Source organism: Bacillus sp. CD3-5, from assembly GCF_006349665.1.
Lineage (GTDB): Bacteria > Bacillota > Bacilli > Bacillales > Bacillaceae_G > Bacillus_A > Bacillus_A paranthracis.
The window spans coordinates 430,184-446,683 of sequence record NZ_VEPX01000002.1 but is presented as its reverse complement, the minus strand read 5'-3'; the positions used below and the strand labels follow the sequence as shown (position 1 = coordinate 446,683).

Below are 16,500 nucleotides of genomic sequence, written 5' to 3'. Positions count from 1 at the left end.
ATTGGGCTACCCGGCAAATAGCGGGATAAAGAGTAGGTATAGATAAAAAGGAGCTAATTGAAAATGAAACGCATAAAAAAATTAGGAACAACAATGATCGCAACAGTAATTGTAATGGGAATTTTTTCGTTACCTGTTAGTGCGCACGTTACTGTAAAGCCAGCAACTTCTGACATCGGTTCTTGGGAGACTTACACGATAAAAGTACCAGTTGAAAAGAATATAGCAACAACAAAAGTTACACTGAAAATACCGTCTGGAGTAGAGTTCCAACAGTATGAACCAGTGCCAGGATGGAAAGTGGAAGAGCAAAAAGATAATGCTGGAAAAGTGAAAACTGTAGTATGGGAAGCAACAGGAGAAGGGATTTTACCTGGTCAGTTCCAGCGATTTACTTTTGTCGCTAAAAATCCGGATAAAGAGCAAAAAATAGCTTGGGATGCATACCAACAATATAAAGACGGTGAAATTGTGGAATGGACAGGCGATGAGAAAGCTGAAAAACCGCATTCACTTACTACAATTGCAAAAGGTACGTCATTAACAGGAGAACATGGTGAAGTATCTAATGTAGAAAAGAATGAAGGTACTAGTAATATGCAATTGATAGCAATTGTTTTATCTATTTTAGCGATTGTATCTTCGGTAGGTACGTGTGTTTTTATGGTACGTCGTAAAAAATAAGTAATAATGATAAGAAGGAGCCTACAATCAGTAGGCTCCTTCTTATGTCAATTTACTTCACTTCAACCCGCTGCCCTACAGCAAGTGTTTTCGGCTTTATATTTACGAAACAAATACTCACTACAATAAATAATAGTCCGATGAATAAGCTAATAGTAATTGCCTCATGTAAGAAAATTGAACTTACAATAATAGCGATTAGTGGAATAAGAAATGTATAAGCCCCAACTTTACTTGCTTCACCAGCTCCAACAAGCGTGAAGTATGCAAGCCACCCCATTGCAATAACAAAGAATGAAATAAAGAGTAGTACACTAACAAATGGCATACTCCAAGCAATACTAGACCAACTTTCAAATTCTGAGCCAAATCCGATTAAACAAAGACCACCGATAAGAAGCTGAATTGTTACCATCCAAATGGCATTCACACGGTGACCAGTTTTCTTAATAAATACTGTTCCAAGTGCCCAGCCAATCGCACATCCTAATGCAAGAAGAATGCCAATGACAGAAATATGTCCAGTTAAACTACTAGAGCTAATCACTCCTACACCAATAAATCCAAGTACAAGCCCGAAAATTTTCAAACCGTACATTGATTCTTCAAGCCATATCCATGAGAAAATACCAAGTAAAACAGGTTGTAAAAATACGATAGCGGAAAATAGACCAGCAGGCATATATTGAAGACCTACAGTTTGTAACCCGTAAAATATAATGATGTTAAGTAAAGAAGAAATAACATATAAATGCCAAGTTTCTTTTAAGTGCAACTCTTTGTATTTTGGTAAGGCGAACAGGAGTAAAATGAATCCTCCAATTAAAGTTCGAATGCCTGCAAATAAAACGGGGGGTGTATAATGCAAGGCAAACTTAGATAAAGGCCAATTGATTCCCCACATGAAAACGAGAAAGGTAAGGATTATGGCCGTCTTAGTTCGAGAAAGCTGTGTCACTGTAAGACCTCCTTGTTGTTATTCATTTCACTATGATATGATATCGACTGTAATAAATAAAATGAATCTTTTTTATGAGGAGTATAAGTGATTAGTTATGACCATTACACAACTACAAGTATTAATAAAAACTGTTGAGTTAGGTAGTTTTACGAAGGCTGCTCGGGTGTTAAATATGACGCAGCCAGCTGTAAGTCATGCCATTTCAAGTATAGAATCGGAGTTAGGAGTTACGATTCTTATACGGGATAAACGAAAAGGGTTACTCGTTACGGATGTAGGAAACAGAATTCTTGTACATATTAGAGAGATTTTGGGCAGTGTAGAGAAGATTGAACAAGAAGTTGCAATGGAGAAAGGGCACGAAGTTGGGACGATTCGAATTGGGAGCTTTCCGAGTGCTTCTGCACATTTCTTACCAAAAATGATAAACCATTTTAAGGAGAAGTATCCGAACTTAGAAGTCGTTCTTTGTGAAGGAACGATTAAGGAAGTTGAAGATTGGTTAGTATCGAGGGTTGTTGATATAGGAATTGTTATTTTGCCTAATAAAGAGATGGAGATTGTTCCATTAACGAAGGGGAAAATGGTTGTTATTTTAAGAGAGGATCATCCTCTTTGCAAGAAGGACGCTATTACAATTCGTGATTTGGAGAATGAGCCGATTATATTATGTAAGGGCGGATACGAACCACCCATTATCGATATGTTTAAACAAGCAAACGTACCACTTCGGGCTGAGTATGTAATTTCGACAGTTACGACAGCTTTAAATATGATTCAAGAAGGATTAGGCATTGCAATATTAGCTCAATTATCTTTAACGAATTTACCACAGAATGTGCAAACGAGAGAATTGGAACCACAAGTATGGAGAGAAATTGCTTTAGCTGTTCCTTCATTAAAGGATTCTTCAATCGCTGTGCAGCTATTTATTGAAGAATTTCAAGCGCTATTTGCAGAATAAAAAGAGGTGTCTCATATATCATAATGGGACACTTTTAATTTGCTTATAAAAAATCTACGAAAAGGGTTGACTTATCTTTTTGTTGTAACTATAATGATTACATCGAGGTGGTGATTACGATGAAAATTAGTAGCCGCTTTTCCATAGCTGTTCATATTTTATCTATTTTGAAAAACAATCCATCTTCACTTTGTACTTCAGACTATATGGCTGAGAGTGTCAATACAAATCCAGTAGTCATTCGTAAAATTATGTCATATTTGAAACAAGCTGGCTTTGTTTACGTAAATCGTGGACCGGGTGGCGCGGGATTACTAAAGGATTTATACGAAATCACATTGTTAGATGTGTATCATGCAGTGAACGTAGTCGAAGAAGACAAGTTATTTCATATTCACGAGCAACCGAATCCAGATTGTCCAATTGGGGCGAACATTCAAGCGGTGTTAGAAATTATTTTAATTCAAGCGCAATCCGCGATGGAAGAAGTTTTGAGAAATATTACGATGGGGCATTTATTTGAAACTTTGCAAGAAAAAATGAATGCTTAAATCATATTTATATTTTTTTTGTTATTAATGTAACTAATTTGATTACAACCATAAAGGTAAGGGGGAAAAGTTATGACTGTAAAAATGAAAGTATACTCAGATTTTATATGTCCGTTTTGTTTTTTAGCAAAAGGTCCATTAGATGAAGTAGCGAAAGAGAAAGATGTAGAGATTGAATGGATGCCATTTGAGCTGCGTCCAAGTCCATATTCCAAAATAGATCCATGGAATGAACCAGAAAAATTAGGTTCATGGGATGCTTTCATTCTTCCGACAGCGAAGAAGTTAGGAATTGAAATGCGCTTGCCACGTGTTTCACCACATCCATATACACATTTAGCTTTTGAAGGATGTCAATTTGCGAAAGAACGTGGACTAGGTAATGAGTATCATCACCGCGTATTCACAGCATTTTTCCAAGAAGAGCAAAATATTGAAGATATTGATGTGTTAACAAAATTAGCGGTAGAAGTAGGACTTCCTGAGGCTGAATTTAAGGATGCTTTAGTAACTCGTAAATATAAAGAAAAGCATGAAGAAGCAATTCAGCACGCATATGATGAAGCTAATATTATGGCTGTTCCAACTGTCATGATTGGAGATGAAGTCATTCAAGGGCTTGCTAGTAAAGAAACGCTAGAAAGGGTCATTGATAAAGAAATTGAAAAGGATAAAACAAATTCATTTGAAGGTATGCAATGTAATACCGATGGATATTGCTAATTCACTTGTTATGAAATAACAAAATAGATCATAAAACAAACATTTGGAGGAATTAAAATGTCAGCAACTACAACAAACTTAAAAGAAGCAATCGTGAACCGCCGTTCGATTCGTAAAGTAACAAAAAACGATGCAATTACGAAAGAAAGAATTGAAGAAGTGTTAAAAACAGCTTTACACGCACCAACATCTTTCAATATGCAAAGTGGTCGTATGGTTGTATTAATGGATGGAGAGCATGAAAAGTTTTGGGATATTGTAAAAGAAACATTAAGAGCCCGCGTACCAGCAGAAAACTTTGAAGCGACTGTAGAAAGACTAAAAGGTTTTCATGCAGGTGTAGGGACTGTACTATTCTTTGAAGATCAAGCAACTGTAGAAAAAATGCAAGAAAACGCACCATTATATAAAGATCAGTTCCCATTCTGGTCTCATCAAGGAAATGCAATGTTACAACATACTGTGTGGATGTTATTATCTGCTGAAGGAATTGGGGCATCATTACAACATTACAACCCAATCGTAGATGCTGAAGTGAAAGAAACATGGAACATTCCAGCAGAGTGGAGCTTAGTAGGTCAAATGCCATTTGGTGAACCAAACGAACAACCAGCAGAAAGAACGTTCTTGCCTACTGAAGATGTAGTGAAATTTTATTAAGAAATAGAATATGTAACGAGAAGGAAGCTGTGCTTAAGAACAGCTTCCTTTTTTGTAGTGGTGTTAAATTATGCGCATTTAGGGAAGAAATATAAGAAATAATCCGTTGAGAAGGGAATTAGGAAAATGAATGATGAGAAAAAATATACAGTGGTAGGTACTGATGTTGAGGAAGTAAAGCGTTTAAATAAAAATTCAGGGTTAACGTATAATCAAGTGAAAGAAATGTTAGCAAAGCAAATGCAAAAAAAGAAGTAATTAGATTGAAATCTTTCATTTTTTCATTTAGCATTTTGATTGGAGAGAGTTAAGTAAAAGGTAACTCTCTTTTTCTTATAGCTAAGCATCTTATAGAGTGGAGGAAGCAACATGAAGAAATGGGTAAAGGTAACGCTGTCTATCGCTGGAGGCATTGTTTTATTAGCGTGTGCTGGCGGATATTACGTATATAAAAATTATTTTCCAAAGGAACCTGAGCGTATCGTATATGATAAAGATAGAGTGTTAAAACCGATACATAACCAGTTAAAAGGAATTAACATAGAAAATGTAAAGATAAAAGAAAAAGAAGTCGTAAATGCGACTATAGATGAGCTTCAAAAAATGATTGATGATGGAAAGTTGTCATATGAAGAATTAACGAGTATTTATCTTTTTAGAATACAAGAACATGATCAAAATGGAATAACATTAAATGCTGTTACAGAGATAAACCCTAATGCGATGGAGGAAGCAAGAAAGTTAGATCAAGAGCGAGGTAGAAATAAAAAATCGAATTTATATGGTATTCCTGTCATTGTAAAAGATAATGTACAGACGGAAAAAGTGATGCCGACTAGTGCAGGAACGTATGTGTTAAAAGATTGGATTGCAGATGAGGATGCGACGATTGTGAAAAAGTTGAAAGAAGAAGGTGCTTTTGTTTTAGGAAAAGCGAATATGTCTGAGTGGGCAAATTATTTATCCTTTACAATGCCTAGCGGATATAGCGGGAAAAAAGGACAAAATTTGAATCCGTATGGTCCGATTACGTTTGATACATCAGGATCAAGCTCTGGATCTGCTACAGTAGTTGCGGCAGATTTTGCACCGCTTGCAATCGGGACAGAAACGACTGGATCAATTGTAGCACCAGCGACGCAGCAATCAGTAGTTGGATTACGTCCATCACTAGGTATGGTGAGTAGATCAGGCATTATTCCGTTAGCTGAAACGCTTGATACAGCAGGGCCGATAGCAAGAACGGTAAAGGATGCGGCAACGTTATTTAACATAATGGTAAGTTATGATGAAAAAGATGCTATGACAGAAAAAATGAAAGAAAAAGAAAGAATGGATTATACGAAGGACTTATCAATAGACGGTTTGAAAGGGAAAAAAGTAGGAGTACTATTTTCAATAGATCGACAAGATGACAATAGAAAAGAAGTAGCACAAAAGATAAGAAAAGACCTTCAAGATGCAGGTGCAATATTGACTGATGATATTCAGTTAAACGCTGAGGGTGTAGATAATCTACAAACATTAGAATATGAATTCAAACATAATGTTAACGATTTTCTTTCAAAGCAAAAAAATGTACCGGTAAAATCGTTAGAAGAGATTATAGCGTTTAATAAACAGGATAGTAATAGACGAATAAAATATGGACAAACATTAATTGAGGGATCTGCAAAATCTGCTATAACGAAAGATGAGTTTGAAAAAGTAGTGCAAACGAGTCAAGAAAATGCAAGAAAAGAGCTAGATAGATATTTACTAGAAAAAGGTTTGGATGCTCTAGTTATGATTAATAACGATAAAGTTCTTCTATCCGCTGTAGCTGGTTATCCGGAATTAGCGGTTCCTGCTGGATATGATAAAAATGGAGAACCAATCGGTGTAGTGTTTGTAGGGAAACAGTTTGGTGAAAAAGAGCTTTTCAATATTGGATATGCGTATGAGCAGCAGTCTAAAAATAGAAAATCACCTAAATTGTAAAAGGTTAAACGAAAAAAAGAGCTCAACTGAAGTAAGTAGGTGAGCTAATATAAATAGAATCTAACAATATAAAAAGAAAAAAAGGATTCTTCTCAATTAGTAAGAAAGATTGTCTATAGAAGTTCATAAAATGTAATATATTCAATTTCCATCCATTGAAGGGGGAGGTTAAATCTTAATGAATGAAGTGAAAAATTTCTTTCGAAGTAGAGGGTTTCAACGGTTTCTCGTTTTAATAATAGTAGCGCTTGTATTATATGGATTAAAAAGTATGATCAATTTAATATTAATTACGTTTATACTGACATTTTTAATGGATCGATTTCAACGTTTTATTTCAAAGAAATTGAAAGTGAACCGGAAAATTGTTATCGCCTGTTTGTATATCATATTAGTTTCCTTTATTGGCACGACATTGTATAAATATTTACCTGTGTTAACGATACAAATTTCGCAATTGATTTATCAATTTAAATTGTTTTTTCAAAACCCGCCTGATAATGAAATCATTAAATATGCACTTTCGACAATTAACGGAATGGAAGTATCAAAGTATATAGAACAAGGTGTAGATGTCATCTATCAATCGATAGCAAATATAGGGAAGGTAAGTTTACAAATATTATTGTCTCTCATATTAAGTCTCTTTTTCTTATTAGAAAAAGAGCGTATTATTACCTTTACTTCTAAATTTAAAGAGAGTAAGCTAAAGATTTTTTATGAGGAGATTGCATATTTTGGCGAAAGGTTTGCAAGATCGTTCGGTAAAGTAATTGAAGCACAGTTTTTAATTGCGGTTGTAAATTGTATTCTTACTGTTATTGTATTAATTGTTTTAGGATTTCCGCAGCTTCTCGTATTAGCTGTTATGATTTTTCTACTAGGGTTGATTCCAGTTGCAGGTGTGATTATTTCTTTATTTCCACTTTGTATTATTGCTTATAACGTAGGCGGAGTTATATACGTTGTGTACATACTTGTGTTCATTACAGTCATCCATGCTCTTGAAAGTTATTTTTTAAACCCGAAGTTTATGTCTGCGAAAACAAATTTACCAATCTTTTATACATTTATGATTCTCATCTTTTCAGAACATTTCCTTGGAATATGGGGGCTTATTATCGGGATACCAATCTTCATCTTTTTATTAGATGTACTTGATGTAAATAATGAGGAATCGATTAAAAAATAGAAAATAAACAAAAAGCAATCCAAAATAAATTGGATTGCTTTTTCACATATATGATTAAAGAACAGGAGCCATTGTTTCTTTCAACACTTGAACAGAGTGATCGAATTTTAATTCTTCGTCTTCACTTAATTCTACTTCTAAAATTTCACGAACACCGCCGCGATTTAAAACAGCAGGTACACCGATATACACATCTTTTTGACCGTATTGACCTTCTAAATATGCCGAAACAGTTAATACACTATTTTCGTCGTTTAAAATTGCCTTAGTAACGCGTAGAAGTGACATACCAATACCATAGTATGTTGCGCCTTTTCGCTCAATAATATGGTAAGCTGCATCACGAACGTTTATGAAGATTTTGTCTAAATCTTCTTGATTATACGTATTGTCTTTTTCAAGCAGTGTTTCTAGTTTTTGAATACCAACTGATACGTGACTCCAAACAGGAAGTTCCGTATCACCATGTTCTCCGATAATATAAGCATGAATGTTGTGTGGACCAATATTGAAGTACTCACCTAACATATAGCGGAAACGAGCAGAATCAAGTGTTGTACCAGAACCAATTACGCGTTCTTTCGGTAAACCAGATTCTTTCCAAGTTACGTAAGTTAAAATATCGACAGGGTTAGTTGCGATTAAGAAGATACCATCAAATCCGCTATCCATAATACTGCGCACGATTTGTTTAAAGATTTTTGCATTTTTCTCAACTAAATCTAAACGTGTTTCGCCTGGCTTTTGTGGTAATCCAGCCGTAATGACTACAAGGTCAGCATCTTTACAATCTTCGTAGCTACCTTTCCATACTCTAGTTGGAGCTGGAGCAAATGGAACGGCATGACTTAAATCCATTGCTTCTCCTTCAGCTTTTGCTTCGTTTACATCAACTAAAACAAATTCTTCAGCTACAGCTTGGTTAATCATGCAGTAAGCATAACTACATCCAACTGCTCCTGTTCCTACTAATACAACACGGTTAATCCCTTTTTTCATTTCAAAATTCCTCGCAATTTCATTGATTTTATTATGTAAGATAATACGTCTTACTTCTATAGATTCATATCTAGTTTATTACATTTTATAAAAGATATTCAAGTATTTGAAAATGTATCCGTGCAATTCTTTGCATGAAACATAGGAAGTAAGTTAATCGAATATAATGCAATAAAATCCTTTATTGAAGGGGAAAAGGGCATGATGCAGCCATTAACGATGGAAAGAATGCTTCATATTATTAATGGAGGGCTCGTTAAAACGAATAATCCAAAGCAGGTTGTTATTGCTGGTGCAGGGATTTCGGGATTAGTTGCAGCATTGTTATTGAAAGAAGCAGGTCATAACATAACAATTTTAGAAGCGAATAACCGAATAGGCGGAAGAATATATACGATGCGTGAACCGTTTAGCAGAGGTTTATATTTTAATGCAGGGCCGATGCGAATTCCTGAAACACACGAGTTAACTTTAGCATACATTCGCAAATTTAAATTACCGTTAAACCTTTTTATAAATAAAACTACTTCAGATATTATTTATACGAATAATATTAAAACGAGATTAAGCATATTCGAAAAAAATCCAAGTATACTTGGATATCCTATTTTAGAGAGCGAAAAAGGTAAAACGGCAGAAGAGTTAATGTTAGAGGTATTAGAACCAATACTAAATTATATTAAGAAGGATCCTGATAAAAACTGGCTTATCGTTGAAAAAAAGTATAAAACGTATTCGCTTGGTTCATTTTTAATGGAGTATTATTCAGATGGTGCAATAGATATGATTGGGGTACTTCTTGATATGGAAGCTTATATGGGAATGTCCTTAATTGAAGTATTACGTGAAATGATTTTCTTTACTTCAACAACGAAATATTATGAAATAACTGGTGGAATGGATAAGTTATCGAATGCATTCTTACCACAATTAAGAGAACATATTTTAATGCCGTATAAGGTTGATAAAATCATACAAGAAGATAATAAAGTAATGTTACAAGGAAATCATGAACAAACGTTAGAGCAATTTACAATAACAAGTGATTTTGCTATTATTACAATTCCATTTTCAGCGTTACGATTTGTAGAAGTTCAGCCATACCATTTATTCTCTTATTTTAAAAGACGAGCAATTCGTGAATTAAATTATATTGCTGCAACTAAAATTGCGATAGAGTTTAAAAGTAGATTTTGGGAGAAAGCCGGACAGTGTGGTGGTAAATCTATTACTGATTTACCGATACGGTTTACATACTATCCGAGTTATGGCATTCATACTCCAGGACCAGCTATCGTTATAGCAAGTTATACGTGGGCAGATGAGGCGTTAACATGGGATAGTCTCTCGCACAGAGATCGTATTCGTTACGCATTAAAAAATTTAGCGGAAATATACGGTGACATTGTCTATAGTGAGTTTGTCACTGGAACATCTTTTAGCTGGAGTAAAAATCCGTATTCTTGCGGTGCATTTACAGCTTTCGAACCAGGCCAAGAGCTCGAGTTATTTCCGTATATTACATCACCATCTGGAAAAGTACATTTTGCAGGAGAGCATACGACATTAACACATGGATGGATGCAAGGAGCAATAGAGTCTGGAATTCGAGTTGCATATGAAGTAAATGAACAGTGAACATATATTTACAAATCACGACTCTTTTAATAAAATAATAAATATAAATCGTAATTATTACGCTTTGAATACGCTTGAAATAAAGAAATGGATGGTCGATCAAATGAATAAAGTAGAAATTCATATATTAGGTGGCTTTTTAGGTAGTGGAAAATCAACATTATTACAAAATTTATTGTTAGCAGAAAAAAAGAAGAAGAGAAAAGTTGCAGTATTGATGAATGAAATTGGTGAATACTCGGTAGATACCGATATTATTGGAAAAGAGAATGTTTTAAGGGAACTTCTGAAAGGATGTATTTGTTGTACGCTAAAAGAAGAGCTTGAAATACAGTTGCATTCGTTATATCAACAAGAAAGACCAGATGTCATTTATATCGAAACGACAGGTGTTGCGCACCCAATTGAAGTGCTAGATGCATGTGTATCACCAATTTTAGCACCTTTCTTAGAAGTGAAATCAATTGTAGTCGTTTTAGATGCAGTAAGGTGGTTAAATCGAAGTATATTAAGTGCAAACGTTCAGCAATTATTACATGAGCAACTGAAGTTTGGTAGCCACATTTTAATTAATAAATCAGATTTACTAACAGATGCGGATAAGAACAAAGTAATTGAAGAAGTGAAAGCAATAAATAATCATGCAAAATTGTTTGAAACAAAATATTGTAATATATCTTTAGAAGACATAGAGGAAGCTGAATTTACGAATGATGGGGAACGTGAGACACTACATGTAAAACAGCATTTACATATACAAACGATGACGTATCAATTTACGAAATCGATTGATCAAGACAATTTATATGAATGGCTTTCAAATTTACCAGACAGTATTTATCGTGTGAAAGGTTTTGTGAAATTTCATGGGGACAAATATCCTCACTTATTCCAATACTCGTTCGGGGTACCGACTTTACTGGAACAAGACTTCGGGTTCCCGACGAACTTAGTAGTAATAGGGGAAGGGCTAGATAAGAAACAATTGGCTGAAGGGTTAGAGAAAGTAGAAAATAATTCTAATTAAGACTAAAGGTCTAACTTATTTTTAAGTTAGGCCTTTTTGTATGTAGAAAAACACTTGCAGATTTTGTCTAACAATAATAATTGTAAAATTCAGAAATATATTTATAATCAAATCTAAGAGGTGATTCAGGTGTCAGAAAAAATAATAATGGATGTAAAAAACTTAACAACAAAAGGACTAGAAACGAGAGAGAAATTATTGTGTGCTGCAGAAAAGGTGTTTGGTAGTAAAGGATATTACGAGGCTTCTATCGTGAATATTACACAAGAAGCAAAGGTGGCGCACGGAACTTTCTATAATTACTTTCCATCTAAAAAAGATATATTTGATGAATTGATTCGCAGATTGAACCGTGAGTTACGCTTAATTATTAAAGAAGAAATGAAGGGGATATCGAGTTATGAAGAGGCACAAAGAAGAGGTTTTCAGGCATTTTTTCGGTGGGTGAAAGATCGTCCTAATCTATATAACATTGTACAACAGGCGGTAGTAGTTGATGATAATTTATATAGATGGTACTATGCAAAGCTCGCAAATGGATTTTTAAAAAGTTTATCAGCTGGTATGGAAGCGGGAGAGTTTAAACAACTTGATACAGAAACAATTGCGTATTGTCTTATGTCAATTGGACAATTTCTAGGTATGCGATGGGGTTATTGGGAAGAGAAAGATGTTCCAGAAGATGTATTTGAAGCAGCGATGTCATTAATATTTGAAGGATTGAGAAAGAGATAAGGGAGTGGGGAACATATGCAAGGCATTGCTTATTGGATTGAAAAACGGGCCTATTTACATCCAGATCGCATTGCCATTATTACAGATGAGGAGGAAATGACATATAAACAGTTACATGAGTATGTAAATAAAGTAGCCGCATATTTCATTTACGACTTACATGTGCAAAAAGGAGAAAGGATAGCTATTTTATCGCAAAATAGCTTGGAATATATTGTGCTTTTATTCGCTATAGCAAAGGTAGAATGTATTGCTGTTCCACTAAATATACGGTTAACAGAAAATGAACTTATATTTCAGTTGAAGGATAGTGGAACTACAGTTTTATTTGTAGAGGAAACATTTCAAAATATGGCATTGTCAATGCAGAAGGTATCGTATGTACAAAGAGTTATTTCGATTAAAAGTTTAAAAGAAATAGAAGATAGAAAAATTGATAACTTTGAAGAGATAAATGAAAGCGCATCCTTTATTATATGTTATACCTCAGGGACAACTGGAAAACCGAAAGGAGCTGTACTTACACAAGAAAATATGTTTTGGAATGCGCTTAATAATACATTTGCGATTAATCTAACTATGCACGATCGCTCTATTGTATTATTGCCTTTATTTCATATTGGTGGTATTGGTTTATTCGCATTTCCAACTTTATTTGCAGGTGGTGTAATCATTGTTCCAAGAAAATTTGAGCCAACCAAAGCTCTTTCTATGATAGAAAAACATAAAGTGACTGTTGTGATGGGAGTACCTACAATTCATCAAGCATTAATAAATTGTTCAAAGTTTGAAACTACAAATTTACAATCAGTTCGCTGGTTTTATAACGGTGGTGCTCCGTGTCCAGAAGAGTTGATGAGAGAATTTATAGATAGAGGATTTTTATTTGGTCAAGGATTCGGTATGACTGAAACATCACCAACCGTATTTATGCTTTCAGAAGAAGATGCAAGACGTAAAGTAGGATCGATTGGGAAACCTGTTCTGTTTTGTGAGTATGAACTTATTGATGAAAACAAAAATAAAGTTGAGGTTGGTGAAGTTGGGGAGTTACTAATAAGAGGACCGAATGTAATGAAAGAGTATTGGAACCGGCTAGATGCAACAAAAGAAGCGATTCAAGATGGTTGGTTATATACGGGAGATTTAGCTAGAGTTGATGAAGATGGTTTTGTATACATTGTCGGTAGAAAAAAAGAAATGATAATTTCCGGTGGTGAAAATATTTATCCACTTGAAGTAGAGCAAGTCATTAATAAGCTTTCGGACGTATATGAGGTAGCGGTCGTTGGTAGGCAACATGGAAAGTGGGGAGAGACTCCAATCGCCTTTATTGTGAAAAAGAGTAGCAGTGTATTAACTGAAAAAGAAGTCATTGAGCATTGTCGTTTATTTCTAGCAAAATATAAAATACCGAAAGAAATTGTTTTTCTAGAGGAATTGCCAAAAAATGCAACTGGTAAAATTCAAAAAGCACAGTTAGCAAATCAATTGAAAAGCAGGTGAAGAGATGACGGTATATATCACTGGTCAACAGGCGTCATGTAGTAAAACAATTACAGAAACGGATTTTGTATTATTTGCAGGTTTGAGTGGGGATTTTAACCCAATCCATATTGATCATGAGTATGCGAAACAAACTAGATTTAATCAAAGAATAGCACATGGTTTACTAACTTCTAGTTTATTATCGCAATTGCTTGGTATTCATTTACCTGGAAAAGGATCCGTTTACATGGAGCAAACTATTAAATTTACAGCACCAGTTTTTATAGGAGATACAATTACAGCAACGGCTACAGTACAAGAATTTATGATGGAAAAGAGAGTTTTGAAATTGTTAACAGAGTGTCATAACCAAAAAGGAGATTTAGTATTAACAGGTGTAGCTACAATGATGGTGCCAAAAGAAGGAGGAGTAGTCTAATGAATATTGGGATTGAAGCGACTGGTGTTTTCTTCCCAAAAGACGTAGAGACGGCTGCAGACCTATCTAAAAAAACAGGTATTCCTGAGCATATTATTATAGAAAAGTTTGGATTATATGAAAAACATGTCGCAGATGAAACGATGCATGCATCAGATTTAGCTATTGCTGCTGCAAAACCAATATTATCACAAGTAGATCCTCAATCTATTGATGTAGTCATTTATTTTGGCAGTCCACATAAAGATTACCACGTATGGTCTAGTGCCCCAAAAATTCAGCATGAACTTGGATTGAAAAATGCTTATGCTTTCGAAATTATGAATGTTAGTTCTTGCTTTCCAATCGCTCTCAAAGTCGCAAAAGATATGCTCTACTCCGATAACTCAATTGAAAATATATTATTAGTAGGTGGATGTAAAGAATCTCAAATTGTAGATTATGATAATCCACGTTCGCGTTTTATGTTTAATTTCGCTGATGGCGGAAGTGCAGCTTTAGTGAAAAAAGACGCTAGAAACGGTGAAATATTAGGAAGTACGATAATAACAGATGGTTCATTTCATGAAGATGTTCGTATCCCAGCTGGTGGATCGAAGAAGGTTGCGAGCTATGATACAGTTGAGAATCGACAGCATTATATTGATGTAATAGATCCTAATAGTATGAAAGAACGTCTAGATCAGGTTTCAATCCCTAATTTTGATAAGGTGATTCGGGAGGCGTTAAGAAAAAGTGGGTTAACTCCTAAAGATATTAAAGTATTGTTACCACTGCATACAAAACGTTCTATGTTAATAGAATTGATACAGGGACTAGGGCTAGCAGAAGAACAAGTTGTATATTTAGATCATTATGGACATATGTCAGCGCTTGATCCTTGCATTGGTCTTCACTTTGCAAATGAACAGGGAAAATTACAGGCCGGAGATATTGCAGTAGTAGTTAGTGCAGGAACTGGGTATACGTGGGCAGCTACTGTGATTAGGTGGTGAAAAATTCCAAATGAACATATGGGAAATGGAGGTATTTGGAAAGGGGCGGCGAATGTAATGGTACTTCATTAATTTTTTAATAAATTTGTTTGTATGATTCAAAGAAAAAGTCATAATTACGGATGGATAACTTTGGCGAGATTGATTCTATCAGAAAGAAAAGTATGGGGAGGATCACAATGTCGATGAAAAAACGTAAATGGCTAAAAATGATGGCTGCTGGTTGGGTTTTAGGTTCGTTATTAATAACGGCAGCTTGTTCAGGAAAGAAAACAAGTACAGAGGATGAAAAGACGATTAAGGTAGGGGTTCTTGCATCATTAACAGGTCCGTTAGAATCATATGGAAAACAAACAGTGAACGGATTTGAATTAGGGTTAGACTATGCGACGGATGGAACTGGGAAAGTGGAAGGAAAGAAGATTAAGTTTGTTGTAGAAGATACAGAAACAAAAGCTGATGTAGCGGTTAAAAAAGCTACGAAGTTATTAGAAGAAGAGAAAGTTGATTTTTTAGTCGGATCGTCTAGTTCAAGTGATACATTAGCGGTTTTACCACTAGCTGAAGAATATGAAAAAATAATGGTTGTAGAACCAGCAGTAGCTGATAGTATTACCGGGAAGAACTGGAATAAATATATTTTTAGAACAGGTAGAAATTCATCTCAAGATGCAGTCGCTGGTGCGGCGGCAATCGCTAAAAAAGATGTGAAAATAGCAACATTAGCACAAGATAATGCTTACGGCCGTGAGGGAATTGCAGCATTTAAAGCTGGAGCGAAGAAATTAGGGGCAAATATTGTAAACGAGCAATATGCAGATACAAATTCGACTGACTTCACAGCTAATATTCAAAATATCATTAGCTCAAAACCAGATTATTTATTTATCGTTTGGGCAGGGGCGAATTCACCTTGGAAACAGTTGAAAGATATGAATGTGGAAGCGCAAGGTATTAAAATCTCCACAGGTGCGCCAGATATACCAGCATTAAAAACGATGGATGCATTAGTAGGAATGCAAGGTTTTTCTGTTTATTATCATACACTCCCGAAAAATAAGGTGAATGATTGGTTAGTGGAAGAACATAAAAAACGATTTAATGGTGCGGTGCCAGATTTATTTACAGCAGGAGGAATGTCAGCGGCAATTTCAATTGTAGAAGCTTTAAAGAAAACAAAAGGTGATACAGATGTAGATACATTAATTAAGAAAATGGAAGGAATGGAATTTGATACACCGAAAGGAAAGATGAAATTTAGAGAGAAGGATCATCAAGCGATGCAGACGCTGTATTCTATCACATTGAAAAAACAAGATGGTGTTGATTATCCGGTGCCAGTGTTAGAGCGAGAATTAACGATGAAAGAAACAGAACCACCAGTTCAAAATAAATAGACTGAATTTTCTGTTGTTTACGTATAAAGAGGGGTACACCCTCTTTATACGTATTTCTTTCATACTG

The 16,500-nt window shown here is 34.9% G+C and carries 17 protein-coding genes; 15 read left to right on the top strand and 2 right to left on the bottom strand.

What is annotated here, in order from left to right; translation table 11 throughout:
- The first annotated feature begins 63 nt into the window (after window positions 1–63).
- On the top strand, window positions 64–684 hold the full coding sequence (locus tag FH036_RS07325) for a YcnI family copper-binding membrane protein (protein WP_044790420.1): 621 nt from the start codon (window positions 64–66) through the stop codon (window positions 682–684).
- A 52-nt stretch (window positions 685–736) separates the two neighbouring features.
- Here FH036_RS07325 and FH036_RS07320 read toward each other — a convergent pair whose 3' ends face one another.
- Window positions 737–1,642 carry a DMT family transporter gene (locus FH036_RS07320; protein WP_044790419.1) on the bottom strand — a complete coding sequence of 302 codons (906 nt, stop codon included), beginning with the start codon at window positions 1,640–1,642 and terminating at the stop codon, window positions 737–739.
- Between the two features lie 97 nt (window positions 1,643–1,739).
- Between FH036_RS07320 and FH036_RS07315 the strand changes: the two genes are divergently transcribed.
- The 7 genes from FH036_RS07315 (at window position 1,740) to FH036_RS07290 (ending at window position 7,715) form a co-directional block, all read left to right on the top strand.
- On the top strand, window positions 1,740–2,609 hold the full coding sequence (locus FH036_RS07315) for a LysR family transcriptional regulator (RefSeq protein WP_098924950.1): 870 nt from the start codon (window positions 1,740–1,742) through the stop codon (window positions 2,607–2,609).
- Window positions 2,610–2,728: 119 nt separating this feature from the next.
- The gene (locus tag FH036_RS07310; protein WP_000704084.1) at window positions 2,729–3,160 is read left to right on the top strand and encodes an Rrf2 family transcriptional regulator; all 432 of its coding nucleotides are present in this window, start codon (window positions 2,729–2,731) and stop codon (window positions 3,158–3,160) included.
- 72 nt (window positions 3,161–3,232) lie between these two features.
- Window positions 3,233–3,883 (top strand): DsbA family oxidoreductase, encoded by a 651-nt coding sequence (locus FH036_RS07305; RefSeq protein WP_139895579.1) that lies wholly within the window; start codon window positions 3,233–3,235, stop codon window positions 3,881–3,883.
- A gap of 57 nt (window positions 3,884–3,940) precedes the next feature.
- A complete protein-coding gene (locus FH036_RS07300) occupies window positions 3,941–4,543 on the top strand; it encodes a nitroreductase family protein (RefSeq protein WP_001277021.1) in 603 nt (200 codons plus the stop codon).
- 126 nt (window positions 4,544–4,669) lie between these two features.
- Window positions 4,670–4,801, top strand: a complete 132-nt coding sequence (locus FH036_RS27365) for a hypothetical protein (protein WP_000997344.1) — start codon at window positions 4,670–4,672, stop codon at window positions 4,799–4,801.
- 111 nt (window positions 4,802–4,912) lie between these two features.
- Window positions 4,913–6,523 (top strand): amidase family protein, encoded by a 1,611-nt coding sequence (locus tag FH036_RS07295; protein WP_139895578.1) that lies wholly within the window; start codon window positions 4,913–4,915, stop codon window positions 6,521–6,523.
- 178 nt (window positions 6,524–6,701) lie between these two features.
- A complete protein-coding gene (locus FH036_RS07290; protein ID WP_001006586.1) occupies window positions 6,702–7,715 on the top strand; it encodes an AI-2E family transporter in 1,014 nt (337 codons plus the stop codon).
- Window positions 7,716–7,769: 54 nt separating this feature from the next.
- On the opposite strand, the gene FH036_RS07285 is transcribed toward FH036_RS07290, so the two are convergent.
- Entirely contained in the window at window positions 7,770–8,714 is a 945-nt protein-coding gene (locus FH036_RS07285; protein WP_044790414.1) for an L-lactate dehydrogenase, read from the bottom strand.
- Window positions 8,715–8,915: 201 nt separating this feature from the next.
- Here FH036_RS07285 and FH036_RS07280 point away from each other — a divergent pair, with 201 nt between their 5' ends.
- The 7 genes from FH036_RS07280 to FH036_RS07250 all read left to right on the top strand — a co-directional run bounded on the left by FH036_RS07280 (window position 8,916) and on the right by FH036_RS07250 (window position 16,433).
- Entirely contained in the window at window positions 8,916–10,352 is a 1,437-nt protein-coding gene (locus FH036_RS07280) for a flavin monoamine oxidase family protein (protein ID WP_044790413.1), read from the top strand.
- A 103-nt stretch (window positions 10,353–10,455) separates the two neighbouring features.
- Complete coding sequence (locus tag FH036_RS07275; RefSeq protein ID WP_044790412.1) at window positions 10,456–11,379, top strand: CobW family GTP-binding protein; 924 nt, start codon at window positions 10,456–10,458, stop codon at window positions 11,377–11,379.
- 129 nt (window positions 11,380–11,508) lie between these two features.
- Entirely contained in the window at window positions 11,509–12,114 is a 606-nt protein-coding gene (locus tag FH036_RS07270) for a TetR/AcrR family transcriptional regulator (RefSeq protein ID WP_130983645.1), read from the top strand.
- Between the two features lie 15 nt (window positions 12,115–12,129).
- Entirely contained in the window at window positions 12,130–13,620 is a 1,491-nt protein-coding gene (locus FH036_RS07265) for an o-succinylbenzoate--CoA ligase (RefSeq protein ID WP_139895577.1), read from the top strand.
- A 4-nt stretch (window positions 13,621–13,624) separates the two neighbouring features.
- A complete protein-coding gene (locus FH036_RS07260) occupies window positions 13,625–14,041 on the top strand; it encodes a MaoC family dehydratase (protein WP_000219484.1) in 417 nt (138 codons plus the stop codon).
- Window positions 14,041–15,036 carry a 3-oxoacyl-ACP synthase gene (locus FH036_RS07255; protein ID WP_139895576.1) on the top strand — a complete coding sequence of 332 codons (996 nt, stop codon included), beginning with the start codon at window positions 14,041–14,043 and terminating at the stop codon, window positions 15,034–15,036. Before FH036_RS07260 ends, FH036_RS07255 begins: the two co-directional genes overlap by 1 nt.
- 179 nt (window positions 15,037–15,215) lie before the next feature.
- The gene (locus FH036_RS07250) at window positions 15,216–16,433 is read left to right on the top strand and encodes a substrate-binding domain-containing protein (RefSeq protein WP_139895575.1); all 1,218 of its coding nucleotides are present in this window, start codon (window positions 15,216–15,218) and stop codon (window positions 16,431–16,433) included.
- Window positions 16,434–16,500: the final 67 nt, after the last annotated feature.